The sequence below is a fragment of the Enterobacter sp. 5-4 genome, from assembly GCF_000612205.1.
Classification (GTDB): Bacteria; Pseudomonadota; Gammaproteobacteria; order Enterobacterales; family Enterobacteriaceae; genus Enterobacter; species Enterobacter roggenkampii.
The window spans coordinates 209575-235198 of record NZ_JFHW01000009.1; the positions used below are offsets into that span (position 1 = coordinate 209575).

Annotated in this window: 21 protein-coding genes and 1 other RNA gene; 10 read left to right on the forward strand and 12 right to left on the reverse strand. The window is 58.4% G+C overall.

All coding sequences use genetic code 11. The annotated features are described in order from the left end of the window. Window positions 1-69: 69 nt before the first annotated feature. Both ydiK and rprA read left to right on the forward strand, forming a co-directional pair. Window positions 70-1185, forward strand: coding sequence for an AI-2E family transporter YdiK (ydiK, locus tag AA74_RS0105430; RefSeq protein WP_021241100.1), 1116 nt, complete (start codon window positions 70-72; stop codon window positions 1183-1185). 207 nt (window positions 1186-1392) lie between these two features. Further along, window positions 1393-1500, forward strand: an RNA gene (gene rprA / locus AA74_RS1000000122660) — antisense sRNA RprA. A 5-nt stretch (window positions 1501-1505) separates the two neighbouring features. Here the strand turns inward: rprA and AA74_RS0105435 are convergent. The 3 genes from AA74_RS0105435 to ppsA form a co-directional block, all read right to left on the reverse strand. Beyond that, a complete protein-coding gene (locus AA74_RS0105435) occupies window positions 1506-3881 on the reverse strand; it encodes a glycoside hydrolase family 3 N-terminal domain-containing protein (protein ID WP_025911645.1) in 2376 nt (791 codons plus the stop codon). A gap of 3 nt (window positions 3882-3884) precedes the next feature. After that, window positions 3885-5285 (reverse strand): MFS transporter, encoded by a 1401-nt coding sequence (locus tag AA74_RS0105440; RefSeq protein ID WP_023292663.1) that lies wholly within the window; start codon window positions 5283-5285, stop codon window positions 3885-3887. Window positions 5286-5518: 233 nt separating this feature from the next. Beyond that, complete coding sequence (gene ppsA, locus AA74_RS0105445; RefSeq protein ID WP_025911648.1) at window positions 5519-7897, reverse strand: phosphoenolpyruvate synthase; 2379 nt, start codon at window positions 7895-7897, stop codon at window positions 5519-5521. Window positions 7898-8232: 335 nt separating this feature from the next. On the opposite strand from ppsA, the gene ppsR reads away from it, so the two are divergent. From ppsR to AA74_RS0105485, 8 genes are all read left to right on the forward strand, one after another. After that, window positions 8233-9066, forward strand: a complete 834-nt coding sequence (ppsR, locus tag AA74_RS0105450; protein ID WP_008500644.1) for a posphoenolpyruvate synthetase regulatory kinase/phosphorylase PpsR — start codon at window positions 8233-8235, stop codon at window positions 9064-9066. A gap of 152 nt (window positions 9067-9218) precedes the next feature. After that, the gene (aroH, locus tag AA74_RS0105455) at window positions 9219-10265 is read left to right on the forward strand and encodes a 3-deoxy-7-phosphoheptulonate synthase AroH (RefSeq protein ID WP_008500645.1); all 1047 of its coding nucleotides are present in this window, start codon (window positions 9219-9221) and stop codon (window positions 10263-10265) included. A gap of 198 nt (window positions 10266-10463) precedes the next feature. Continuing rightward, window positions 10464-10646: a hemin uptake protein HemP gene (gene hemP / locus AA74_RS0105460; RefSeq protein WP_021241095.1), complete on the forward strand. Its 183-nt coding sequence runs from the start codon at window positions 10464-10466 to the stop codon at window positions 10644-10646. Window positions 10647-10718: 72 nt separating this feature from the next. Next, window positions 10719-12701: a TonB-dependent hemoglobin/transferrin/lactoferrin family receptor gene (locus AA74_RS0105465; protein ID WP_025911651.1), complete on the forward strand. Its 1983-nt coding sequence runs from the start codon at window positions 10719-10721 to the stop codon at window positions 12699-12701. Window positions 12702-12736: 35 nt separating this feature from the next. Beyond that, window positions 12737-13765, forward strand: coding sequence for a hematinate-forming heme oxygenase ChuS (gene chuS, locus AA74_RS0105470; protein ID WP_025911653.1), 1029 nt, complete (start codon window positions 12737-12739; stop codon window positions 13763-13765). Beyond that, complete coding sequence (locus tag AA74_RS0105475) at window positions 13762-14583, forward strand: hemin ABC transporter substrate-binding protein (RefSeq protein WP_025911655.1); 822 nt, start codon at window positions 13762-13764, stop codon at window positions 14581-14583. The genes chuS and AA74_RS0105475 overlap by 4 nt, the downstream gene beginning before the upstream one ends. Further along, entirely contained in the window at window positions 14583-15575 is a 993-nt protein-coding gene (locus AA74_RS0105480) for an iron ABC transporter permease (protein ID WP_025911657.1), read from the forward strand. The genes AA74_RS0105475 and AA74_RS0105480 overlap by 1 nt, the downstream gene beginning before the upstream one ends. Then, on the forward strand, window positions 15568-16347 hold the full coding sequence (locus AA74_RS0105485) for a heme ABC transporter ATP-binding protein (RefSeq protein ID WP_025911659.1): 780 nt from the start codon (window positions 15568-15570) through the stop codon (window positions 16345-16347). Before AA74_RS0105480 ends, AA74_RS0105485 begins: the two co-directional genes overlap by 8 nt. Window positions 16348-16423: 76 nt before the next feature. On the opposite strand, the gene selO is transcribed toward AA74_RS0105485, so the two are convergent. From selO to pheS, 9 genes are all read right to left on the reverse strand, one after another. Next, the gene (gene selO / locus AA74_RS0105490) at window positions 16424-17866 is read right to left on the reverse strand and encodes a protein adenylyltransferase SelO (protein ID WP_025911661.1); all 1443 of its coding nucleotides are present in this window, start codon (window positions 17864-17866) and stop codon (window positions 16424-16426) included. Between the two features lie 61 nt (window positions 17867-17927). Beyond that, on the reverse strand, window positions 17928-18644 hold the full coding sequence (locus tag AA74_RS0105495) for an EAL domain-containing protein (protein ID WP_025911663.1): 717 nt from the start codon (window positions 18642-18644) through the stop codon (window positions 17928-17930). A 292-nt stretch (window positions 18645-18936) separates the two neighbouring features. After that, the gene (locus AA74_RS0105500) at window positions 18937-19401 is read right to left on the reverse strand and encodes an NlpC/P60 family protein (protein WP_008500650.1); all 465 of its coding nucleotides are present in this window, start codon (window positions 19399-19401) and stop codon (window positions 18937-18939) included. Window positions 19402-19475: 74 nt separating this feature from the next. Continuing rightward, a complete protein-coding gene (gene btuD / locus AA74_RS0105505; RefSeq protein WP_008500651.1) occupies window positions 19476-20231 on the reverse strand; it encodes a vitamin B12 ABC transporter ATP-binding protein BtuD in 756 nt (251 codons plus the stop codon). Continuing rightward, a complete protein-coding gene (locus tag AA74_RS0105510; protein WP_021241087.1) occupies window positions 20231-20782 on the reverse strand; it encodes a glutathione peroxidase in 552 nt (183 codons plus the stop codon). Before AA74_RS0105510 ends, btuD begins: the two co-directional genes overlap by 1 nt. Before the next feature lie 22 nt (window positions 20783-20804). Further along, entirely contained in the window at window positions 20805-21785 is a 981-nt protein-coding gene (gene btuC / locus AA74_RS0105515) for a vitamin B12 ABC transporter permease BtuC (RefSeq protein ID WP_025911666.1), read from the reverse strand. A gap of 103 nt (window positions 21786-21888) precedes the next feature. Next, on the reverse strand, window positions 21889-22188 hold the full coding sequence (gene ihfA / locus AA74_RS0105520; RefSeq protein WP_003857805.1) for an integration host factor subunit alpha: 300 nt from the start codon (window positions 22186-22188) through the stop codon (window positions 21889-21891). A gap of 4 nt (window positions 22189-22192) precedes the next feature. Then, window positions 22193-24580 (reverse strand): phenylalanine--tRNA ligase subunit beta, encoded by a 2388-nt coding sequence (pheT, locus tag AA74_RS0105525; protein WP_008500654.1) that lies wholly within the window; start codon window positions 24578-24580, stop codon window positions 22193-22195. Window positions 24581-24595: 15 nt separating this feature from the next. Next, window positions 24596-25579 carry a phenylalanine--tRNA ligase subunit alpha gene (gene pheS / locus AA74_RS0105530; RefSeq protein ID WP_021241084.1) on the reverse strand — a complete coding sequence of 328 codons (984 nt, stop codon included), beginning with the start codon at window positions 25577-25579 and terminating at the stop codon, window positions 24596-24598. Window positions 25580-25624 lie beyond the last annotated feature (45 nt).

Genomic DNA, 25624 nt, shown 5'->3' on the forward strand with positions numbered 1-25624 from the left:
ATGATTAAAGAGATGCGGTTTTCCGTTCCCGCCAGCCGCGCTGGCGTTCTTTTAAGGAAAGTTTCATTTATGGTCAATCTTCGCCAGCCCAGGGATGTTGCGCAAATTTTGCTGTCGGTGCTGTTCCTGGCCCTCATGATCATTGCGTGTCTGTGGATTGTTCAACCCTTTATTCTTGGCTTCGCCTGGGCCGCGACCGTTGTCGTTGCCACATGGCCTCTGCTGCTGCGCTTGCAGAAGCTGCTGTTCGGCCGCCGCGGGTTAGCGGTGCTGGTCATGACGCTGCTGCTGTTCCTGCTGTTTATTATTCCCATTGCGCTGCTGGTAAACAGTCTCGTCGACTCCAGCGGCCCGGTGATCCGCGCCGTGACCAGCGGCGATCTCACGCTGCCGGATCTCGCCTGGCTGAACAGCATTCCGGTCGTGGGCGCCAAGCTCTACAGCGGCTGGCACAGCCTGCTGGAGATGGGCGGCAGCGCGCTGATGGCAAAAGTGCGCCCATATATTGGCACCACCACCACCTGGTTTGTGGGTCAGGCGGCGCATATTGGCCGCTTTATGATGCACTGTACCCTGATGCTGCTCTTCAGCGCCCTGCTTTACTGGCGCGGTGAGCAGGTGGCTTTGGGCGTTCGTCACTTTGCCACCCGCCTGGCGGGCAAACGCGGTGACGCGGCGGTACTGCTGGCAGCGCAGGCCGTACGCGCGGTGGCGCTGGGCGTGGTGGTCACCGCGCTGGTGCAGGCGGTGCTGGGCGGTATTGGTCTGGCGATTTCCGGCGTACCGTATGCCACGATATTCACCGTTGTCATGCTGATGACCTGTCTTGCACAACTGGGGCCGCTGCTGGTGCTGGTGCCCTGCATTATCTGGCTCTACTGGACGGGAGATACCACGTGGGGAACGGTGCTGCTGGTCTGGAGCTGCGTGGTCGGCACCATGGATAACGTCATTCGCCCGATTCTCATCCGCATGGGCGCAGACCTGCCGCTGATCCTGATCCTCTCCGGGGTGATTGGCGGCTTGATTGCCTTCGGCATGATTGGCCTGTTTATCGGCCCGGTGCTGCTCGCCGTTACCTGGCGTCTGTTCTCCGCCTGGGTGCATGAAATTCCGCCGCCGGGAACCGACCCGGACGTGATTTTGAGCGAACTGGAAGAGCTGGAAGAGAAGAACACGCATTAAGTTTTTGCCGGGTGGCGCTAACGCTTACCCGGCCTACATTCCCCCACCCAATACTTTAACGCTGCTAAAGTATTTATTCGTTGCACACTGGTCAGACCCGCAATTTCTGCACTCAATCTGCTCATAACCTCAAGAAATCTTTATATCTCTTTAACTATTGAGACGAATCCGATCGACGCTAAAAGCGGACATGCCTACTATTAGCACACGGTTATAAATCAACACCTTGATTTATAAGCATGGAAATCCCCTGAGTGAAACAACGAATTGCTGTGTGTAGTCTTTGCCCATCTCCCACGATGGGCTTTTTTTTATCCTGACTACGCGCGCGTAACCTCACAGGCACTGAGCATCCGCCACTCGGCAGGCAGCACCCGCGTTTCCCCGGTCACATTGACCGTCACCACCTGGCGGATATCCGCCGACGATGCGCCAACCTGCAGTTCAAACTCGCCCGGCTCAACGATGCGTTTCCCGTCGCGACGGGTGAAGTTGAACATCTCCACCGGCAGCGTAAAGCTGAGCGTGGCGGTTTCGCCCGGCGAGAGCGTGACGCGCTGGAAGGCCTTCAGCTCCTGAAGCGGCCGCACCTGGGTGGCGACCTTATCCCTGACGTAAACCTGCACCACCTCGCTGCCGCTGCGCTCTCCGGTATTGGTAATATCCACGCTCAGCGTCACCTCGCCGTCGACCGGCACGCTGTTTTCAGCGACGCGGGCAGCATTCCAGCGAAACGTCGTCCAGCCAAGGCCGAAGCCAAACGGATAACGTGAACCGAAGTGGAACGCAAACGGCGTGCCCCCGCTTTTGAGCTTGTGATTGTAGTAATACGGCATGGCCCCGGCGCTTTTCGGCACGCTCACCACCAGACGCCCCTGCGGCTCTGCCCGTCCCGTTAGCACGTCCGCGATCGCCCAGCCCCCTTCCTGCCCCGGTGCCCACGCCACGATCAGCGCGGCCACCTTGTCCTCCAGGCCCTGAAGATTGTAAGGACGCCCGCCGGTCATCACGACAATCACCGGTTTGCCCGTCGCCACCAGCGCCTCCAGCAGCTGTTGCTGCACGCCCGGCAGATTCAGTGAGTCGGTGTCGGAACCTTCCCCCACGGTACCGCTCTGGAACAGCCCGGCGAGATCGCCCATGCAGGCCACCACCACGTCACTCTCCAGCGCGGCATTGACCGCCTCGGGGATAAGGGCGGTGCTTTGCGATACCGGCGACTGCTGCATCGGCTTGCCGCCGCTGTCGCCCGGGAAGACCGGCGCACCCGCCATCCGTTTCTCGATGATGTGACACCCTTTGGCGTAACGGACCTGAGACGCGCCGAGGTAGTGTTCCAGCGCCGCGCGCGGGGTCGTCACCTGCGAGGTCTCCTCAACCATATCGCTGATGATCAGATGCACCGGGAAGCTGTAGCCGCTGAGCAACGCCAGCGGATCGTCTGCCGTCGGTCCCACAAGCGCCACGCGGGGCTTACCATTTAGCGGCAGAATGCCGTTGTTTTCCAGCAGCGTGACCGATTTGGTCGCCACCTCCCGCGCCACCTGGCGGGTCATCTCATTTTGCAGATCGATGCCGTTTTCATCGGCATACGGGTTCTCAAACAGGCCGAGACGGAATTTTTCGGTCAGCACACGGCCCACAATCTCATCCACTTTGGCCATAGAGATCAGCCCGCGCTCAACGGCGTCTGCCAGATGCCGCGCGCAGTCATCTTTCGGCAGCTCAACGTCCAGCCCGGCGTTGAAGGCCAGCGCGGCGGATTCGGCCGCATCGTGGGAAATGCCGTGATGCTGGTGCAGCAGGCTGACGCCGCCGTAGTCCGCCACAATAATGCCGTCGAAGCCCCACTGTTCGCGCAGGACGGTGGTCAGCAGGAAGCTGTCGCTGTGCCCCGGCTGATTGTCGATATCGTGGTAGGCGGGCATGACCGAACCGGCGTTTGCCAGCTTAACCGCCATTTCAAACGGCAGCAGGAAGGTGTCGTTCAGTTCGCTAAAGCCCAGATGTACCGGCGCATGGTTGCGCGCTCCTTCGCTGAACGAGTGGCCCACGTAGTGCTTGAGCGTCGCCAGCAGGTCGCGCTTATCGCCCTGTAAGCCTTTCACGTAGGCGGTCGCCATCACGCCCACCAGCCAGGGATCTTCCCCGAAGGTCTCTTCGGTTCGCCCCCAGCGCACGTCGCGGGAAACGTCCAGCACCGGCGCCAGCCCCTGCTGGCAGCCGACGGATCGCGCCTCTTTACCGATCTGCTCTGCCGCGCGCTGCACCAGTTCCGGATCCCAGGTCGAACCGTAGTTCAGCGACGACGGGAACAGCGTGGCGTCTTTGCACAGCAGCCCCACCAGGCACTCTTCATGGAACAGGGCCGGAATGCCGAGTCGCGTCTCTTCCATCATCAAGCGCTGCAGGCGGTTAGCGGCGCGCACGCCGGTTTTCGCGTCAACGATATGGGTACCCAGCGGACGGGTGATCTGCCCGACGCCCAGCTTCAGCCGTTCGCTCAGCGCAGCCTGCTCGCTCACGCCAGCGAATTCGTCGCTCAGATCGCTGCGCTCGCGGTGGTTGCCGTTTTCATCGAGGATCAGCCAGTACGCATGCATCTGGGCGAACTTCTCTTCCGGGGTCATACGCGCCAGTAAATCGGCGACGCGCTCGTGCACGGGACGTCCCGCGTCCTTATAGATAGCTGTCATGTTTTACTCCTGTAGTGCGGAAGGGGTTGCCGGGCTGAGCGGCCCTGCTTCGGGTCTCACCTCACGCTTGCTGGCCAGCTCCCGGGCGATGGAATCCACCAGCCGACTGTTAAGCTTGTAGATCGAAAGCAGCGCGACCATGCAGAGGAACAGCGCGCAAGGGATAAGGGTGAACAGGGCGTTGATCGTAGAGAGCACGTGCGGCGCCTGGGCTGCCTGTCCCGGGGCGTAATCCACCATGCCAAGCACCCAGCCGACGACCGCCCCACCCAGCGCCAGCCCAAATTTGATGGCAAACAGCGCGGTAGAGAAAACCAGCCCGTCCAGGCGGCGGCCGCTGCGATGCTCTTCGTAATCGACCACATCGGAGAACATGGTCCACTGCAGCGGCGTGGTGAGGTTTTGCACAAAGCTAAAGACAATGTTGAGGCCAAAAATCAGCCACACCTGCGAAGGCGGCAGGAAGAAAATCAGCGCCCCGAAAATGACGAAGGAAATAATGGTCCACTGATAGGCGCGGACGCGGTCAAATTTCCCCAGCAGCCGTTCAGATAATAGTGCGCCGCTTAAGGAGGCGACCATTCCGGAAACAATAAAGGCAAAAACCAGTTCCGGGCGCAACAGCACATAATTCACGTAATACATCGTGGCGGAACCGCGCGTTACCACCGCCGTTAACAGCAAAATATTAAACAGGAACACAATGCGCCACTGGCTGTTTCCGGCCAGCAGTTTTAAATCGGTGAGCATCGAGCCGGAAGTATCACTGCGCGGAGAATAACGCTCGCGGGTCATCAGGAAACAGCAGAAAAACAGCACAATGCCCAGCAGCCCCATCAGGCTCATGGCGTAGAAATAGCCTTTCTGCACGTTGCCCTGGCCTAACAGTGAGACCAGCGGCAGGGCAATCACCGTCACAATCAACCCGCCGATAAACGACAGGCCAAAGCGCCACGACTGCAGGGAGTGACGCTCGCGGGGATCCAGCGTCAGCGCACCGGGCATAGCGCAGTAAGGCACGTTAATGGCGGAGTAAATCAGGCTTAAGATCGCGTAGGTCAGGCAGGCATAAACGATTTTCGCCGTCGGCCCTACGTCCGGTACATAGAAAGTAATGAGGCAGCTCACGCCAAACGGAATGGCAAACCACAGCAGCCAGGGACGGAAACGGCCGTGGCGCGTTTGAGTGCGATCCACCAGCGCGCCAATGCACGGGTCGACAAACGCATCGACCACGCGCACCACTAAAAACATCGTGCCCATGATTGCGGCGGGCAGTCCAAAAACGTCCGTATAGAAATAGGCGAGAAATAACGTTGCCGTTTGCCAGACCAGCGCGCTGGCCATATCACCTAAGCCATAACCTATTTTATCTTTGGTACGCAATACAGAGGAGAGTGTCATTGTTATTTGCCTTTTTATCAGGTTAAAACGTATTTCAACCAGTTGCGCATCACCTGAAGGGAAATGCGCAGTAAGGCTCAAGTATTAGCAACGGTTTGCGCGCTAACAATTGTCTAAATTGACAGGCAAATTATGATATTTGGTTTTTTACTTTATTTGTGATGGGGAGCATATTCGGGCGGAAATAAAAAAGGCGAGGAATAATATCCTCGCCTTTTCGGGTCAGCGTGGCGTTACTTGTTCAGTTCCGCCAGGCTTAGCCAGGTTTGCACCACGGTGTCCGGGTTCAGGGACAGGCTATCGATCCCCTCCTCCATGAGCCAGGCGGCAAAGTCTTCATGGTCGGATGGCCCCTGACCACAAATCCCGACGTATTTACCCTGCTTCTTCGCCGCGCGGATGGACAGGGAGAGCAATGCTTTCACCGCCTCGTTGCGCTCGTCGAACAGCTCGGAGACCACGCCGGAGTCGCGGTCCAGACCCAGCGTCAGCTGCGTCATGTCGTTCGAGCCGATAGAGAAGCCGTCGAAGTGCTCCAGGAACTGCTCGGCCAGCAGGGCGTTGGACGGAATTTCACACATCATGATGATCTTCAGCCCGTTCTCGCCGCGCTTCAGACCCTGACGCGCCAGTTCGTCAACAACCGCTTTCGCCTGATCCACGGTACGCACGAACGGGATCATGATTTCGACGTTGGTCAGCCCCATGTCGTTGCGCACGCGCTTCACCGCATCACATTCCAGCGCGAAGCAGTCGCGGAAGCTGTTGGACACGTAGCGTCCGGCCCCGCGGAAGCCCAGCATCGGGTTCTCTTCTTCCGGCTCGTAGCGCTCGCCGCCGACCAGGTTGGCGTATTCGTTAGACTTAAAGTCAGACAGGCGCACAATCACGCGTTTCGGATAGAAAGCGGCACCCAGCGTGGCGATCCCTTCGGTCAGACGGCCGACGTAGAACTCCCTCGGCGAATCGTAGCCTTTCATCATCTCGCGGATTTCGTTCTGCAGCTTCGGCTCCTGGTCGTCAAACTCCAGCAGCGCACGCGGGTGAACGCCGATCATACGGTTGATGATAAATTCCAGACGCGCCAGGCCTACGCCTTCGTTCGGCAGGCAGGCGAAGTCAAACGCGCGGTCCGGGTTACCGACGTTCATCATGATCTTCAGCGGCAGGTCCGGCATGGTATCCACGCTGGAGCTCTTCACGCTGAAGTCGAGAATATCGGCATACACGTAGCCGGTATCACCTTCGGCACAGGAGACGGTCACATTCTGTCCGTCCTTCATGCGCTCGGTGGCGTCACCGCAGCCGACGACCGCAGGAATCCCCAGCTCGCGGGCGATGATCGCCGCGTGACAGGTACGACCGCCGCGGTTGGTAACGATAGCCGCCGCTTTCTTCATGATCGGTTCCCAGTCCGGGTCGGTCATGTCGGTCACCAGCACGTCGCCTGGCTCAATGCGGTTCATCTCGCTGATGTCGTGGATCACCTTCACCGGACCGGCACCGATGCGGTGACCGATAGCACGGCCTTCCGCCACGATTTTGCCCTGGGCGTGCAGCGTGTAACGCTCCATCACCTGACCGCGTGAGCGAACGGTTTCCGGACGCGCCTGCACGATAAACAGCTTGCCGGTGTTCCCGTCTTTCGCCCATTCGATATCCATCGGACGGCCGTAGTGTTTTTCAATCTGCACCGCCTGCTTCGCCAGCTCCTGCACTTCGGCGTCGGTCAGGGAGAAGCGGTCGCGCAGCTCCTGCGGTACATCTTCAATTTTGACCTGCTTGCCATGCTCCTGGGTCGGGGCATAGATCATGCGGATTTTTTTCGAGCCCATGGTGCGGCGCACCACCGCCGGACGGCCAGCGGCCAGCGTAGGCTTGTGGACGTAGAATTCGTCAGGGTTTACCGCACCCTGCACAACCATCTCACCCAGACCCCACGCGGAGGTGATGAACACCACCTGGTCGAAGCCGGATTCGGTATCAATGGAGAACATCACGCCGGATGAGCCCACGTCCGAGCGCACCATGCGCTGCACGCCAGCGGAGAGCGCCACGCCGCGATGGTCGTAGCCCTGGTGCACGCGATAGGAGATGGCGCGGTCGTTGAACAGGGAAGCAAACACATGCTTCACCGCCACCAGCACCGCATCGTAACCCTGGACGTTCAGGAAGGTTTCCTGCTGCCCGGCAAACGAGGCGTCCGGCATGTCTTCTGCGGTGGCAGAGGAGCGCACGGCAAAGGAGGCCTGCGCATCGTCAGCGGAGAGCTGGTTGTACGCGTCGTGAATGGCTTTTTCCAGTTCCGGCTGGAAAGGTGTGTCGATGATCCACTGGCGGATCTGCGCCCCTGCTTTCGCAAGCTCGGTCACGTCATCAATATCCGTTTTATCCAGCAGGTCGTAAATGCGCTGGTTAACACCGCTCTGGTCTAAAAACAGGTTAAAGGCATCGGCGGTGGTGGCAAACCCGTTCGGTACGGAGACACCCATACCCGACAGGTTTGTAATCATTTCACCCAGGGAGGCATTTTTGCCCCCAACTCTGTCTACATCATTCATGCCGAGTTGGTTATACCAAAGCACCAGCGGTGACGAGCCATTGTTGGACATCGAAACAATCCTTTTGTGATATTTGATCGGAGTAAGAAACACCTGACTACGTATTTATACTGGCATAATTATTTCCGCTAAAAAAACGGTGAATCGTGTAAGCAATTTAAATTTTCAACTTTTCGGATACTTTCCCATCAACGATTAACCCGATGATTCCTCTATATTCAGCCAGAAACCCCAAAAATAAAGTCGCTATTTGAAAAATGAAATCCACTTTTCAGGAAAATCAAAAACAGCGTTTCATTCATAATTAGGATAAGTTCTTTGCTGTGTAAATTACTTTTTTAATTTATGCTTTCAGACAATTACGTCTGATATTCAGGGTGGGTAAAATGGATAGTGCTGTCGATCGTCACGTTTTTTATATTTCTGATGGTACGGCGATCACCGCCGAGGTGCTGGGCCACGCGGTGATGTCGCAGTTTCCCGTATCGATCAACAGCATCACGCTGCCGTTTGTGGAAAATGAGAGCCGCGCCAAAGCGGTGAAGGACCAGATCGACGCCATTTACCAGCAGACCGGCGTTCGCCCGCTGGTGTTCTACTCCATCGTGATCCCCGAGATTCGCGCCATCATTCTGCAGAGTGAAGGCTTCTGCCAGGATATCGTGCAGGCGCTGGTGGCTCCGCTGCAAAGCGAGCTGAAGCTCGACCCAACGCCTATCGCCCACCGAACCCACGGGCTGAACCCCGGCAACCTGACCAAGTACGATGCCCGTATCGCCGCCATCGATTACACCCTCGCGCACGACGACGGCATCTCGCTGCGTAATCTCGACCAGGCGCAGGTGATCCTGCTTGGCGTGTCGCGCTGCGGCAAAACGCCGACCAGCCTTTACCTGGCGATGCAGTTCGGCATTCGCGCCGCCAACTACCCGTTCATCGCTGACGATATGGATAACCTGGTGCTGCCCGCCGCCCTGAAGCCGCTGCAGCACAAGCTGTTCGGGCTGACCATTAATCCGGAGCGCCTTGCCGCCATCCGCGAAGAGCGCCGCGAGAACAGCCGCTACGCCTCCATGCGCCAGTGCCGGATGGAGGTCTCCGAAGTGGAAGCCCTGTACCGCAAAAATCAGATCCCGTGGCTGAACAGCACCAACTACTCTGTGGAAGAAATTGCCACCAAAATTCTCGACATCATGGGGCTTAATCGCCGCATGTACTAATATGCTAGTACATTAGCTCAGATTCAGGTATCATCATCGGCAACCACGGGGCTATGTCGCCCCGAACTTGAAATCAGCAGGGATTGGTTTAAGGTGATGCCCATCACTTCCCGGTAGTCTGCCGATGAAGCAAAAATTTTCTGAGACATTCCATGAATAAAACCGATGAACTCCGCACTGCGCGCATTGACAGTCTGGTCACGCCGGCTGAACTGGCCCAGCGGCATCCTGTTTCCGCTGCCGTTGCGGAACACGTGACGGCCTCCCGCCGCCGCATTGAAAAAATCCTCAATGGTGAAGACAAGCGTCTTCTGGTGGTGATTGGTCCCTGCTCCATCCACGATCTGGATGCCGCGATGGATTATGCAAAACGGCTTCAGGGCCTGCGGGATAAGTACCAGCACCGCCTTGAGATTGTGATGCGAACCTACTTTGAAAAACCGCGTACCGTGGTGGGCTGGAAAGGACTGATTTCCGACCCTGACCTCAACGGCAGCTATCGCGTGAACCACGGCATCGAGCTGGCGCGGAAGCTGCTTTTGCAGGTCAACGAGCTGGGCGTGCCGACCGCCACCGAGTTCCTTGATATGGTGACCGGGCAGTTTATCGCCGATCTGATCAGCTGGGGCGCGATTGGCGCACGCACCACCGAGAGCCAAATCCACCGCGAGATGGCCTCCGCCCTCTCCTGTCCGGTCGGCTTTAAAAACGGGACCGATGGCAATACCCGTATTGCGGTTGATGCCATCCGCGCGGCCCGTGCCAGCCACATGTTCCTGTCGCCGGACAAGAGCGGTCACATGACCATCTACCAGACCAGCGGTAACCCGTACGGGCATATCATTATGCGCGGCGGGAAGAAGCCCAATTATCATGCACAAGATATTGCGGCGGCCTGTGAAACGCTGGCGGAATTCGACCTGCCGGAACATCTGGTGGTGGACTTCAGCCACGGCAACTGCCAGAAGCAGCATCGCCGCCAGCTGGACGTCTGCGATGAGATCTGCCAGCAGATCCGCAGCGGTTCAACCGCCGTTGCAGGGATTATGGCGGAGAGCTTTATCAAAGAAGGCACGCAGAAAATCGTTGCTGGCCAGCAGATGGTGTACGGCCAGTCGATCACCGACCCGTGCCTGAGCTGGGAAGACAGCGAGCTGCTGCTGGAGAAGCTGGCTGCAGCCGTGGACACGCGCTTTTAACTTCCTGCCGGGGGGCGGCTTCGCCTTACCCGGCCTACGATTCGTGCCGTTGTAGGCCCGGTAAGGCGAAGCCGCCACCGGGCTTTTCATTGCACAATATTGATCCTCTCACCCTTTTTTCACAAAAACGCTTGCCGTAAATTTGCAGTTTATTGATAATGATTATCATTGTTACATTGATTGTTATTTATAAACATTATGTCACGTACGGATAACAGCGCGGCAACGCCAGCAAAAACAGACACAGCACCAGCCCCTACCGAGCGTCGGATTGACAGCAAAACCCTGCTCGGCGATGCGGGGCGGGTCATTATCGAGCATGACGGCCAGCGCTATCTGCTGCGCCAGACCCATGCCGGAAAACTGATCCTCACAAAATAAACCAAAAACTTCGCCAGCCACCCAGGTGATCCCCAGGCAGCCAGCGCTTTCGATTCTTTATGGAGAGTTGCTATGCCACACCTGCCTTCCGCGTCTTTACGCCCGTCACTTCTGGCGCTGGCGATTGTCAGCACCCTGCCGGGCGTCGCGTTTGCTGCCGCAGATGAAATGACCGTCACCGCCACGGGCAACGCCCGCAGCGCCTTTGAAGCCCCCATGATGGTGAGCGTGATTGATGCCACCGCCCCGGAAAAACAAACCGCCAGCTCGGCGGCCGACCTGCTGCGTAACGTTCCCGGCCTGATGCTGGACGGCACCGGGCGCACCAACGGGCAGGACGTGAACCTGCGCGGCTACGATCGTCGCGGCGTGCTGGTGCTGGTTGACGGCGTGCGTCAGGGCACCGACACCGGCCACCTGAACAGCACGTTCCTCGATCCGGCGCTGATTAAACGTATCGAAGTGGTTCGCGGCCCGTCGGCCCTGCTGTACGGCAGCGGCGCGCTGGGCGGCGTGATTTCCTATGACACCGTCGATGCAAAAGACCTGCTGGAAACGGGTAAAAACAGCGGTTATCGTGTGTTTGGGACGGGCGCGACGGGCGATCACAGTCTTGGCATGGGGGCCAGCGCCTATGGCCGCACCGACACGCTGGACGGTCTGGTGGCCTGGTCCAGCCGGGATCGCGGTGATATCCGCCAGAGCGACGGAGCAACCGCCCCTAACGACGAGTCCATCAATAACATGCTGGCGAAAGGCAGCTGGAAAATCGACCCGGCCCAGACCCTGAGCGGCGCCCTGCGCTACTACAACAACGATGCTCAGGAACCAAAAAACCCGCAAACCACTGGGGCGGACAGCAGTAACCCGATGACCGATCGCTCCACCATCCAGCGTGACGCGCAGGTGGGCTACCGCATCGCCCCGGAAGGTAACGACTGGCTGAACGCCGACGCGAAGGTCTACTGGTCCGAAGCGCGCATTAATGCCCAGAATATCGACAACAGCGGTGAGTTCCGCAAGCAAACCACCAAAGGCGGCAAGGTGGAAAACCGCACCCGCCTGTTCAGCGACACTTTAGCAGCACATCTGCTGACCTACGGTGGGGAATACTACCGTCAGGAGCAGCATCCGGGCGGGGCAACCACCGGCTTCCCGGAGGCGAAAATCGACTTCAGCTCCGGCTGGCTGCAGGATGAGATCACCCTGCGCGATCTGCCGGTCACCCTCCTGGGCGGTACGCGCTATGACAACTACCGCGGCAGCAGCAATGGCTACGACGACGTGGATGCTGATAAATGGTCCTCCCGCGCCGCGTTGACCGTCAGCCCGACCGACTGGCTGATGCTGTTTGGCTCATACGCGCAGGCGTTCCGCGCGCCCACCATGGGCGAGATGTACAACGACGCCAAACACTTCTCTATTGGCCGCTTCTATACCAACTACTGGGTGCCAAACCCGAACCTGCGCCCGGAAACCAACGAAACGCAAGAGTTTGGGTTCGGTCTGCGCTTTGACGATCTGCTGCTTGCCAACGATGCGTTGGAGTTTAAAGCCAGCTATTTCGATACCAAAGCTAAAGACTATATCTCCACCACCGTCAATTTTGCCGCCGCGACCACCATGTCTTATAACGTTCCGAACGCCAAAATCTGGGGCTGGGACATGATGGCAAAATACTCTGCCGACCTCTTCAACCTCGACCTGGCCTATAACCGCACGCGCGGGAAAGACACCGATACGGGCGAGTACATCTCCAGCATCAACCCGGATACCGTCACCAGCAAGCTGGACGTTCCGGTGGCGCAGAGCGGTTTTTCCGTCGGCTGGATTGGCACCTTTGTCGATCGCTCAACGCATATCAGCAGCAGCTACAGCAAGCAGCCGGGCTACGCGGTCAATGACTTCTACGTCAGCTATAAGGGTCAGGAGCAGCTCAAAGGCGTGACCACGACGCTGGTGCTCGGCAACGCCTTTGACAAAGAATACTGGTCACCTCAGGGCATTCCGCAGGACGGCCGTAACGGCAAGATTTTCGTAAGCTATCAGTGGTAATTCCCGTCGGGGCAACTCTTCAGAAGGATAAGAAAATGAATCACTACACGCGCTGGCTTGAGCTGAAAGAAGACAATCCGGGTAAGTACGCGCGCGACATCGCAGGGTTAATGAATATCAGCGAAGCAGAGTTGACCTTTGCCCGCGTGGGTCACGACGCCTGGCGACTGCGCGGTGAGATCCGCGAGATCCTGGGCGCGCTGGAGGCGGTGGGCGAAACCAAATGCATCTGCCGCAACGACTACGCCGTTCACGAGCAGGTCGGAAGCTTCACCAACCAGCACCTGAATGGCCATGCCGGGCTGGTGCTGAACCCGCGCGCGCTGGATCTGCGCCTGTTCCTCAACCAGTGGGCAAGCGCGTTTCACATCAGTGAAGCCACCGCCCGCGGCGAGCGGCAGAGCATTCAGTTCTTCGACCACCAGGGCGATGCCTTGCTGAAGGTCTACGCCACGGATAACACCGACGTTTCCGCCTGGGGCGACGTGCTGACTCGCTTTATCATTGCCGATAATCCACCGCTGGCGTTGAAGAAGCCCGATATGCCTGCTCACGCGGAAAATGCGCAAGCTGCGCTCGTGGACAACGAGTGGCGCGCCATGACCGACGTGCACCAGTTCTTCAGTCTCCTCAAACGCCATAACCTCAGCCGCCAGCAGGCGTTTCGCCTGGTCGGGGACGATCTGGCCTGCCGGGTAGAGAACAGCGCGCTGGCGCAGCTGCTGGAGACGGCGCGCCGGGACGGCAATGAAATCATGGTCTTCGTCGGCAACCGCGGCTGCGTACAGATTTTCACCGGCGTGGTGGAAAAGCTGGCGCCGATGAAAGGCTGGCTGAACATCTTCAACTCAACCTTTACCCTGCACCTGCTTGAAGACGCCATTGCGGAGACGTGGGTCACGCGCAAACCAACCGCTGACGGGCACGTCACCAGCCTGGAGCTGTTTGCCGCCGACGGGACGCAAATCGCCCAGCTGTACGGCCAGCGCACCGAAGGCGAGCCGGAGCAAAGCCAGTGGCGCAGCCAGATAGACGCCCTGACGGCGAAAGGGCTGGCCGCATGAAACGGTGGCTTGTCCTGTTCAGCGCCCTGCCCCTGCTGGCGTTTGCTGCGCCGCAGGAGAAAATCGTCACGCTCGGCGGCGACGTCACCGAGATTGTCTACGCCCTCGGCGCGTCGTCTTCCCTGGTGGCCCGCGACAGCACCAGCCGGTGGCCGCAAGCGGCGAACGTGCTGCCGGACGTGGGCTATCTGCGCCAGCTCAACGCGGAAGGGATCTTGTCCATGCGCCCCACGCTGGTGCTGGCCAGCGCCCAGGCGCAGCCCTCCCTGGCGCTAAAGCAGGTTGAGCAAAGCCACGTCCGGGTTATCGCGGTTCCAGCCGCTAACGATTTGAGCGTCATCGACGAAAAAGTGCGGATCGTGGCGGAAGCGACGCATCGCGAGGCCGAGGGGGAAGCCCTGCGCGGCAAGCTGCGTCAGGCGCTGTCAACCCTGCCCACATCGCCACTCAACAAACGGGTGCTGTTTATTCTCAACCACGGCGGGATGACCGCGATGGCTGCCGGACAACAGACCGGCGCGGACGCGGCCATTCGCGCGGCAGGGCTGCAGAATGCGATGCAGGGGTTCACCCGCTATCAGCCGCTGTCTCAGGAAGGGGTGATTGCCAGCCGGCCCGATCTGGTGGTGATTTCGCAGGACGGCATCAACGCCCTGGGTGGGGAAGCGAATCTGTGGACGCTGCCCGGGCTGGCGCAAACCCCGGCAGGACGTAATAAGCAGGTGCTGGCGATTGATGATATGGCGCTGCTGGGCTTTAGCGTGCGAACGCCGGAAGCCATCCGGCAGCTGCGGGCCAAAGCGGAGCAACTGCCCTGATGTCCCGGCGAGTCGCCCTGTCATTGTGGATGCTGGCCGCGCTGCTGGTCGTCACGACGCTGACGGCCAGCGGTATTGGCGCGCTGCGCCTGCCGGTCAGCCTGCTGTGGAATGGCACCGACGAGGCCCTGCGTCAGATCTGGCTGACGATCCGCCTGCCACGCGTGCTGCTGGCGCTGGCGATCGGCGGTTCGCTGGCGCTCGCGGGCTGCGTGATGCAGGGGCTGTTCCGCAACCCGCTGGCGGACCCGGGCCTGCTCGGCATCAGCAGCGGCGCGGCACTTGCCGTCGCGCTGTGGGTGGTGCTTCCGCTCTCGCTGCCTGCACTGGTGATGCTGTATGCCCCGATGCTGGCGGCGTTTCTCGGCGCGCTGGCCGCCACCTTCGTGATTTTCCTGCTCAGCCGTCAGCGTGACGCTTCCCTGTCGCGCCTGCTGCTGGTGGGCATTGCCATCAACGCCCTGTGCGGTGCGGCCGTCGGCGTGCTGTCATGGCTCAGCAATGATGCCCAGCTTCGCCAGCTTTCACTCTGGGGAATGGGCAGCCTCGGCCAGGCCCAGTGGTCGACGCTGCTGGTCGTCGCGTCGCTGATGATCCCCACCGTGCTGGTTATCTGGCGCCTGGCAGGGCCCCTCAACCTGCTGCAGCTGGGCGATGAAGAGGCGCACTATCTCGGCGTGGAGGTGGCCGCCGTGCAGCGGATCCTGCTGCTGTGCAGCGCCCTGCTGGTGGCTGCCGCCGTTGCGATCAGCGGCGTGATCGGTTTTGTTGGCCTGGTGGTGCCGCACCTGGTGCGCATGTGGCTGGGAGCCGACCATCGGGCCACGCTCCCCGGCTCGGTGCTGGCCGGTGCGCTGCTCCTGCTGATGGCCGACACGCTGGCGCGCAGCGTGGTCGCTCCGGCGGAAATGCCGGTTGGCTTATTGACCAGCCTTCTCGGCGCGCCGTGGTTCCTGTGGCTGATCTTTCGTCGTGGAGGTGCGCATGGCTGAACGCTATTGTGCTGAAAACCTTGTTTTTCGCGCCGGGCAACGCACGCTGATTAACGACGTGTCGCTGACCTTATCTCAGGGCGAGCTGGTGGCGTTGATTGGCCCCAACGGCGCCGGGAAATCGACGCTGTTGCGACTGCTTACCGGCTATCTTAAACCTGCTGGGGGACGGTGCAGCCTGGCGGGCACACCGCTTGCGGCCTGGAAACCGGAAAGGCTCTCCCGCTACCGGGCGGTGATGCGCCAGAGCACGCAGCTCGGATTTGACTGGCCGGTTGAGGCGGTGGTCGGTATGGGGCGTGCGCCCTGGACCCGCACGCCAGAAGCGTCGGTGATCGAGGAGGTGATGGCCATCACCGGCTGTTTACCGCTGGCGGGCAGGCAGTTTGCCGCGCTCTCCGGCGGCGAGCAGCAGCGCGTTCAGCTCGCCCGCGCGCTGGCTCAGCTCTGGTGCGACGGTGCGCCGCGCGGTTGGCTGTTTCTTGATGAACCGACGTCCGCGCTGGATCTCTATCACCAGCAGCATCTGCTGCGCCTGCTGAAATCCCTGACCAGCCGGGGACATCTGCACGTGTGCGCGGTGCTGCACGACCTCAACCTGGCAGCGCTGTGGGCGGATCGCATCCTGCTCCTGCACAGCGGCCGGATCGTGTCCCAGGGAGAACCGGAAACCGTTTTGCAGGCCGATGCGCTGGCGCGCTGGTACGGCGCACAGGTTCACGTCGGCAGGCATCCCGCTCACGCCGTGCCGCAGGTGTTTCTCGCCCCCTGACCGGTCCGGATTCTGACGACGCCGATGCAACTGCAAATCCTGCGCCGGGTCAGGCAACGCCGACTCCGGCCAGACACTAGCTTGAGCAACTGACCTCCAGCCGCTTGCCCCAGTCAGGCGGGCGGCTGACGTAATCATCATCCCGGTCGGCAAACGGCGTGCGCAACGCCACGTGCAGACGGTGTAACTCGTCGTACTCGCCCTGCTCGGCCTGCTCAATCGCCCGCTGCGCCAGCCAGTTGCGCAACACCATCGCCGGGTTCGTAGCGTTCATCTGCGCCTGGCGGGTCGCATCATCCACCTGCTCCTGCTGCAGCCGCGCGCGGTACGATGCAAACCAGTCGTCAAACGCCTGTCTGTCAATAAACTCATCGCGCAGCGGCGAGGCGGCACTGTGCTGCTCCGTCTGGCCCAGCATCCGGAAGGTGCGCGTGTAATCGCTGCCCTCGCGCGCCATCAGGGCAAACAGGCCATTGAGGATGTCGTTATCGCCCTTCTCCTGCGTGACTAGCCCCAGCTTGTTGCGCATCAGCGAGCCATACTCTCGCAGTAAGATCGCCTGATAGCTGTCGAGCGCATCATTGAGGGCATCAACGTCGATGAACGGCGACAGGGTTTGCGCAAGCCGCTGCAGGTTCCACAGGCCCACCGCGGGCTGATTGTCAAAACTGTAGCGCCCCTGATAGTCGGAGTGGTTACAGATGTACCCTGGCTGATAATCATCCAGGAAACCAAACGGGCCGTAGTCAAAGGTCAACCCGAGAAGCGACATGTTGTCCGTATTCATGACGCCATGGGCAAAACCTACCGTTTGCCAGCGAGCAATCAGGGCTGCGGTACGGGCCACCACGTCCCTGAACCAGAGAACGTATTTATCCGCGTCGTCCTGCAAATGCGCCCAGTGGTGACGAATGGCAAAGTCAGCCAGCTGGCGCACCTTGTCCGGCTCGCGGCGATAGTAAAAGTGTTCAAAATGACCGAAGCGCAGATGGCTTTGCGCAATGCGCATCAGCATTGCGCCCTTTTCCACGGTTTCGCGCGCAACCGGCGTGTCGCTGGTCACGATCGACAGCGCACGGGTGGTGGGGATACCGAGGGCATGCATCGCTTCGGAGCCCAGGCATTCGCGAATCGTTGAACGCAGAACCGCACGCCCGTCGCCCATCCGCGAATAGGGCGTCAGGCCCGCACCTTTCAGGTGCCAGTCAACCGTCTCCCCGTTGGGAAGCTGTTGTTCACCGAGCAGGATCCCCCTGCCGTCGCCCAGTTGCCCAGCCCAGACGCCAAACTGATGCCCGCTATAGACCTGAGCAAGGGGTTGCATACCGGCGAGCAGCGTTTCGCCTCCCCAGACGCCAGCGCTCCCTGAACGCTGAAACAGCTCAGGCGGAATGGCCAGCTCTTCTGCCAGCCGATCGTTATGCCAGATAAGGCGTGAATTTTGTAACGGTGTGGGTTTGAGTGCAGTATAAAATCCCGGCAACTCGTCATGCCAGTGAGCAGTAAAAGACAGGGTCATAAGTCCTCCTGCTTTTAGTGTAGAGGGTTTACCCGGACTTAAACACGGGCGAAAGCAAGGGTTATCGCTGCTGAACCAGCGTAGTGACGTGTTCCGCCGAGACGGCAGGCCAGAGCGTTCCCTGCATGGCGCCAAAATTAAAGGGCAACACGCGCTGCAGCAGACCGTGATCGTCAATGCCCGAGACAATCACAGACTGGCAGTGCGGCGTGATTTGCCAGAGGATGGCGCGCATAAATGGCTCAAAAGAGAGCTCTGTAGCACGCTGCTGAATGAAGCCTTTATCGAGAATAACCCGTTTAAATAATCCATCATACACCGCTTTGAGCGATGCAGCGCCTGCACCAAAGTTTGCCAGCACCAATGGGAAATGGATTGCCATTCTCGCCAGCTGAAGATCGTCCTTTCCGTTATTTAAACCTGGATAATTCTCATTAACAGTAAACTCAAGAAACGGATAACGCTCAAGAATTGAAACAGCGTTTCCATTACTTAATAAAAATTCAACTATTGCAGGGGTAATATTGATCCATGCAATTAACTGATGCTGAATAAAAAACAGTTTGCAGGTATCAAGCAATTGCAGTTTTTCGTTAAACAGCGCTAACTCTTCAGCCGCTGAAAGTCGTGGGATAACAAGCTCAGTGGGGATCCGCACATCGCTGTCGACGCCAGTAAAGTTGACCAGAATTTCTAAACCTTTAAGCTCCCCTGCGCTATTACGGGCAGGCAAAAGCAGCAGTTCAGACTGGTAAGCATTATCTAGCGTAATTATCATTGCACTCGCCCCGCATTAAAGATGAGAGAGGACATCCTGGAGCAATTGCCGACACAATTCCACTGTCTTGATTTTAATAAGATTAATTTCATTAGTTCCGTATTAATTTTCAGATTTCTCCCTGAATCTAAAATAATCTTATCCTGGTTGCAAAATAATAGCCAGTTTTAGATAAAACAGATACATGAGGAATTCGCTAATTTTAGGTAAATTTAACTTTAATCATCTTATTTGAGAAAAAACGGCATGTTATTCGCTACCATGCCGTCATAAGAGAGGTATACGACGAAGATTATATACGTCGTGCCTGCCAGAAATTTTTACGCCAGTAAACATTATCAAGAGAAGAGCGCATCACGCCGCGGCTCGTCGAGGCGTGAATGAACTGGTTGTCAGTATCATAAATGCCCACATGAAGTCCGCTTTCCCCCGATCCGGTTTTGAAGAAAACCAGGTCCCCGGGCAGGAGGTCGTCTTTATCAATTTCCGTGCCGATTTCTGCCTGTTTACGCGTTTCACGCGGCAGCTGTAAATCAAACTTGTCGCGAAACGTCATCAGAACGAAGCCTGAGCAATCTACACCGCCACGGCTCATGCCGCCGTAGCGATAAGGCGTGCCGCGCCAGTTGCTCAGCTGATCGTTGAGGCTGGCAATGACGGTGATCGAATCTGAAAGCCGTGGGTTAGGCGGCGGTGCACGATGGCTACTGCATCCCGCAAGAAAAAGTGCGGCCATCAGGAGAAACCAGAATCGCATTTTCAGACGAATCCTCTGCTTTTTTTGTTCTTTTCGTAATTTAGCGTGCAATTGTGCTCGCAGGCAAGAAACGCTTACTCCTGCCCGGTCGAAATCAGCATCTTATGGCCCTCAATATCCAGCCTGCGGAACGACATGTTGTACGCGCGGGCAAGATTGGGCGGCGTAAGAACCTGATCACGCGTACCGCTGGCGATCATCTTCCCCTGCGACAGCAGCCACACCCGGTGGGCATGACGCAAGGTGTGGTTGAGGTCATGACTGCTCATCACCACGGCGATGCCTTTTCGGCTGAGCGCACTTAGCAGGGTATCCAGGGCCGCCTGCTGCGCCACATCCAGACCGCTCATCGGTTCATCGAGAAGCAGCATCCGCCCATGAGGATTACCGGCCGGGTGGATCTGAACAATGACAGCCGCCAGACGCACCCGCTGCCATTCGCCGCCGGATAGCTGGCTGACATGCCGGGAGAGTTTATCCTCCAGCCCCAGCGCCGCGGCCACGTCCGTCAGCAGTGCCGTAGAATGTTTGTCGTGCAAATGCAGCATCAGATAGTGCCAGACCGGCATCGCAAAGGGGGGCACCTGCTGCTGCACGAGATAGCTGCGCCGATGCGCCAGCGAGACCGGCGACCACTCGGCCAGCGTATGCTCCAGCAACATTATCTGCCCTTCTCCGGCAGTCATGCCTGCCATCCGTGCCAGCAGCGTGCTCTTTCCTGCGCCGTTTGGCCCGACAAGATGCAGGATTTCTCCCGCATTGACGGCGCCGGTTATCGGCTCCAGACGTCCCTTCTCGGCAACGTCCGTGAGCTGCATCAGCAGCGACATTATTTCGCCAGCGCCAGCTTGATCGATTCCATGACGATCGGATCTTCAGGGGTCATATCCGGTGAAAAACGCTGTACGACCTGGCCGTCGCGACCTATCAGGAATTTTTCAAAGTTCCACAGTATATCGTCCGGATAAAGCGGCGCGCGGCCTTTGCTGGCCATGCGTTCATAAAAACCGCTGCCTTCCGGCGCGACGGCTTTCGGTGCGGCAGCGATCAGCTTCGCATACAGCGGATGGCGGTCTTCACCGTTGACATCGATTTTGCTGAACAGCGGGAACGTTACGCCGTAGGTAGTGCTGCAGAAGGTTTTAATTTCCTCTTCACTGCCCGGCTCCTGCCCCAGGAACTGGTTGCAGGGGAAGCCCAGCACGGTAAAACCGTCTTTCTCCCAGGCCTTCTGAATGTTTTCCAGCTGCTCGTACTGCGGCGTCAGGCCGCATTTGGATGCCACGTTGACAATCAGCAACACATTGCCTTTGTAGCCTTCCAGCGTGGTTTTATCGCCATCAATGGTGGTCACTTCAGTATTCAGGATATCTGACTGCATAGCATTTCCTCAGGTTGTCGATTTAACGTCCAGCTTTTAATAGTAGCCAGATAAAGACCGGCGCGCCCAGCGTGGCGGTCACCACGCCAATGGGCAGCTCTGCGGCCGTCAGGGCAAGCCTGGCGATGATGTCGGCCACCAGCAGCGTGACGGCCCCGGCAACCGCCGAGGCCGGAAGCAAGGTTCGATGGTCCGTGATTCCGCACAGTCGGAGCATATGCGGAATCACCAGACCGATAAAGCCAATCGCGCCCGCCAGAGCCACGCTGACGCCGACCAGCCAGCCAATGGCGATGACCAGCACATTACGCCAGAACCAAATCGGCATGCCCAGCTGGCGGGCTGAGGTTTCACCCAGCGCGAGCATATTCAACGGCTGCGCCTGCAGGGCAGCCCACACGATGACCGGCACCAGCAGCGCCATCAGCCAGCCCTGCTGCCAGTCGACGCCGCCAAAGCCGCCCATCATCCAGTACATGAGCTGCCGAAGGTCAAAAGAGGTCGAGAAGTAGACCGCCCAGGTCATCAGCGCGCTACAGATGATCCCCAGCGCCACGCCGGCAAGCAGCAGACGGCTGGTCGATAAGTGCCGTCTGGCAAAACGAAGAAGGATGAGCGTTATCAGTAATGCGCCAAGGATCGCGCTCAGGCTAATGCTCCAGCCGGAGAGTTCTCCTCCGCCCAGCATCACCGCTGCAATCAGCCCCACGCCCGCACCGTTAGACACGCCGAGCAGCCCGGGCTCCGCCAGAGGATTCTCAAACAACGCCTGCATAATGGTGCCGCACAGCGCCAGCGCGGCCCCCACCAGCATCACCGCGACGGTACGCGGCAGACGAATTTGCCAGACGAAGAGCTGTCCGTCAGGTCCCCACCAGCTTTCGGGCCCTATCCACCGGTCACCGGCGCAGAGGCTAACGCCTGCGGCGGCAATGAGCAGCAGCACCAGAAAAAGCAGGTGACGCCGATCGGAACGGTGCTGGAGATGGACATAATCAAGCATGTTTACGGTTTTCGTAGCGAGAGATGTAATTGATTTTACGGCGGGTTTGCCTGAGAGCGCAAAGAAAAAAGGCCGCGTGGGCGGCCTTTTTAGTTAGTTCATATTACTCTGCTTTGGGCGTTGCGTTTTCGACACGGCTTTTTAACTTCTGGCCGGGTCTGAAGGTCACCACGCGGCGGGCTGTAATGGGAATATCTTCCCCCGTCTTCGGGTTGCGGCCCGGACGTTGGTTTTTGTCTCGCAAATCAAAATTGCCAAAGCCGGAGAGTTTTACCTGCTCACCATTTTCCAGAGCACGACGGATCTCTTCGAAAAACAGCTCTACCAGCTCTTTGGCATCCCGTTTGCTAAGCCCAAGCTTATCAAACAGATATTCTGACATTTCAGCTTTTGTAAGCGCCATAGGTTCAATCCCTCAATGATGCCTGGAATCGCTCTTTTAATGCCTCTACACATTTGGCGACGGTAGCGGCAATCTCCTCTTCTTCGAGTGTACGGCTGGTATCCTGAAGGATCAGGCTGATAGCCAGGCTCTTAAAGCCCTCTGCTACGCCCTTGCCGCGGTACACGTCAAATAAGTTTACGCCAACTACCTGATTTACGCCAACTTTCTTACATTCGGCCAAAATATCTGCTGCGGGCACATTTTCCGCGACCACAACCGCGATATCACGGCGGTTTGCCGGGAAGCGGGAGACGTCCTGAGCCTGAGGAATCACGCGGTCTGCCACCAGGTTCCATTCCAGCTCAAACACGATGGTACGGCCATTCAGGTCCAGTTTACGCTCCAGCTCAGGGTGAACAACCCCAATAAAACCAATGCGTTTGCCGTCTAAATAGAGGGCGGCGCTCTGGCCTGGATGCAGGGCCGGAATGGCTTCTGCGCGGAATTCAATTTCAGATAATTTACCGGTCAGATCCAGAATCGCTTCCAGATCGCCCTTCATATCGTAGAAATCAACCGTGCCTTTTGCCAGGTCCCAGTGCTCTTCATAACGGTTACCGCTGATGGCGCCAGCCAGCATGAGATCCTGACGGATGCCTAAATTTGCCTGATTATCCGGTACAAAGCGCAAACCGCTTTCGAAAATTCGCACGCGGTTTTGCTGGCGATTCTGGTTGTAAACGATAGTGCCCAGCAGGCCCGTCCACAGGGACAGACGCATCGCGGACATTTCGCTGGAAATTGGGCTTGGCAGGATCAGCGCTTCCTGACCCGGGTGGATCAGCTGCTGCAGCTTTGGATCAACAAAGCTGTAGGTGATCACTTCCTGATAGCCTTTGTCGTTCAGCATGGTTTTCACACGCTTCAGGGACAGGTCGGCTTCACGGTGGGTGCCCATCACCAGACCTGCCTGCACAGGCTCGTCAGGGATGTTGTTGTAGCCATAAACACGGGCCACTTCTTCCACCAGATCTTCTTCAATTTCCATGTCGAAACGCCATGACGGCGCAACGGCTTTCCACTCGTCCTGACCTTCGGTTACGTCGCAACCCAGACGCTTCAGAATATCGGTCACCTGCGCGTCGGCAACGTGGTGCCCAATCAGGCGATCCAGCTTACTGCGACGCAGGGTGATGGTCGCACGCTTCGGCAGCGTGGCTTCGTTGGTGACGTCGATAACCGGGCCCGCTTCGCCGCCGCAGATGTCGATCAGCAGGCGAGTCGCACGCTCCATCGCTTTGTATTGCAGCGCAGGATCCACGCCGCGCTCGTAGCGGTGGGACGCATCGGTGTGCAGTCCGTGACGGCGTGCGCGACCAGTGATGGAAAGCGGGCTGAAGAACGCGCACTCCAGCAGGACGTTTTGCGTTTCGTCGTTGACGCCTGAATGCTCGCCTCCGAAGATACCGCCCATTGCCAGCGCTTTGCTGTGGTCAGCAATCACCAGGGTGTCGGCGTTCAGTTTCGCTTCGGTGCCGTCCAGAAGAACCAGGGTTTCGCCCTCTTTCGCCATGCGCACCACAATACCGCCTTCGATACGATCTTTATCGAAGGCGTGCATTGGCTGGCCCAGTTCCAGCAGAACGTAGTTAGTCACGTCAACCACGGCATCGATAGAGCGGATACCGCAGCGGCGCAGCTTCTCTTTCATCCACAGCGGGGTTGGCGCTTTCACATTGATGCCTTTCACCACGCGACCGAGGTAGCGCGGGCAGGCATCCGCAGCGTCAACCTGGATAGGCAGCACGTCACTGATGGTCGCTTCAACCGGGGCGATCTCCGGCGCGTTCAGCTCGGTCTGGTTCAGCACGGCAACGTCGCGCGCCACGCCGATGATCCCTAAGCAGTCAGCGCGGTTTGGCGTGACGCTGATTTCTATGGTGTTGTCATCAAGCTTCAGGTATTCGCGGATGTCAGTGCCGATTGGCGCATCCAGCGGCAGCTCAATGATGCCGTTGTGATCGTCGGAAATACCCAGCTCGGAGAAGGAACACAGCATGCCTTCAGACGGCTCGCCGCGCAGCTTAGCCGCTTTGATTTTGAAATCGCCCGGCAGTACCGCACCGACGGTCGCCACGGCCACTTTCAGCCCCTGGCGGCAGTTTGGCGCACCGCAGACGATATCCAGCAGACGGTCGCCGCCTACGTTTACTTTTGTTACGCGCAGTTTGTCCGCGTTAGGGTGCTGGCCGCACTCTACCACTTCGCCGACGACCACGCCGTTGAATGCCCCTGAAACCGGCTCAACGCCGTCCACTTCCAGACCTGCCATGGTGATCTGGTTAGAAAGCGCGTCGCTGTCCAGCGTGGTGTTCACCCACTCGCGTAACCACAGTTCACTGAATTTCATTGTTCTGTCCTGCCCTTATTTAAACTGTTTGAGGAAACGCAGATCGTTTTCGAAGAATGCACGTAAGTCGGTGACGCCATAGCGCAGCATGGTCAGACGCTCCATGCCCATACCGAAGGCGAAGCCGGAGTAAACTTCCGGATCGATACCCACGTTGCGCAGGACGTTTGGATGCACCATGCCGCAGCCCAGCACTTCCAGCCATTTGCCGTTTTTGCCCATCACGTCAACTTCCGCAGACGGTTCGGTGAACGGGAAGTAGGACGGACGGAAACGAACCTGCAGATCTTCCTCAAAGAAGTTGTTCAGGAAATCGTGCAGCGTGCCTTTCAGGTTGGTGAAGCTGATGTTTTTATCAACAATCAGACCTTCCATCTGGTGGAACATTGGGGTGTGGGTCTGATCGTAGTCGTTACGATAGACGCGGCCCGGCGCGATAATACGGATTGGCGGCGCCTGATCCTTCATGGTACGGATCTGAACGCCGGAGGTCTGGGTACGCAGCAGACGCGTCGCGTCGAACCAGAAAGTGTCGTGGTCAGCGCGTGCCGGATGATGGCCAGGAATGTTCAGAGCATCGAAGTTGTGGTAATCATCTTCAATTTCCGGGCCAGTCGCCACGGTAAAGCCGAGCTCACCGAAGAAACTTTCAATACGATCGATGGTGCGGGTAACCGGGTGCAGACCGCCGTTCTCGATGCGGCGACCCGGCAGAGAAACGTCGATCGTCTCTGCGGCCAGACGCGCATTCAGCACCGCGCTTTCCAGCTCGGCTTTGCGTGCGTTCAGCGCCTGCTGTACCTGCTCTTTGGCTTCGTTAATCACCGCCCCCGCTGCCGGGCGCTCTTCTGGCGGCAGCTCACGCAGGGTTGTCATTTGAAGGGTCAGGTGCCCTTTCTTCCCAAGATATTCGACGCGGACATTGTCTAACGCGGCAACATCTGAGGCCTGATTAATGGCGGCTGTTGCACTGGCAACCAGCTCTGCGAGATGTGACATGATTTTCCTCATTATGTCGGTGCAGACACCGATTTGGTGGAGTTA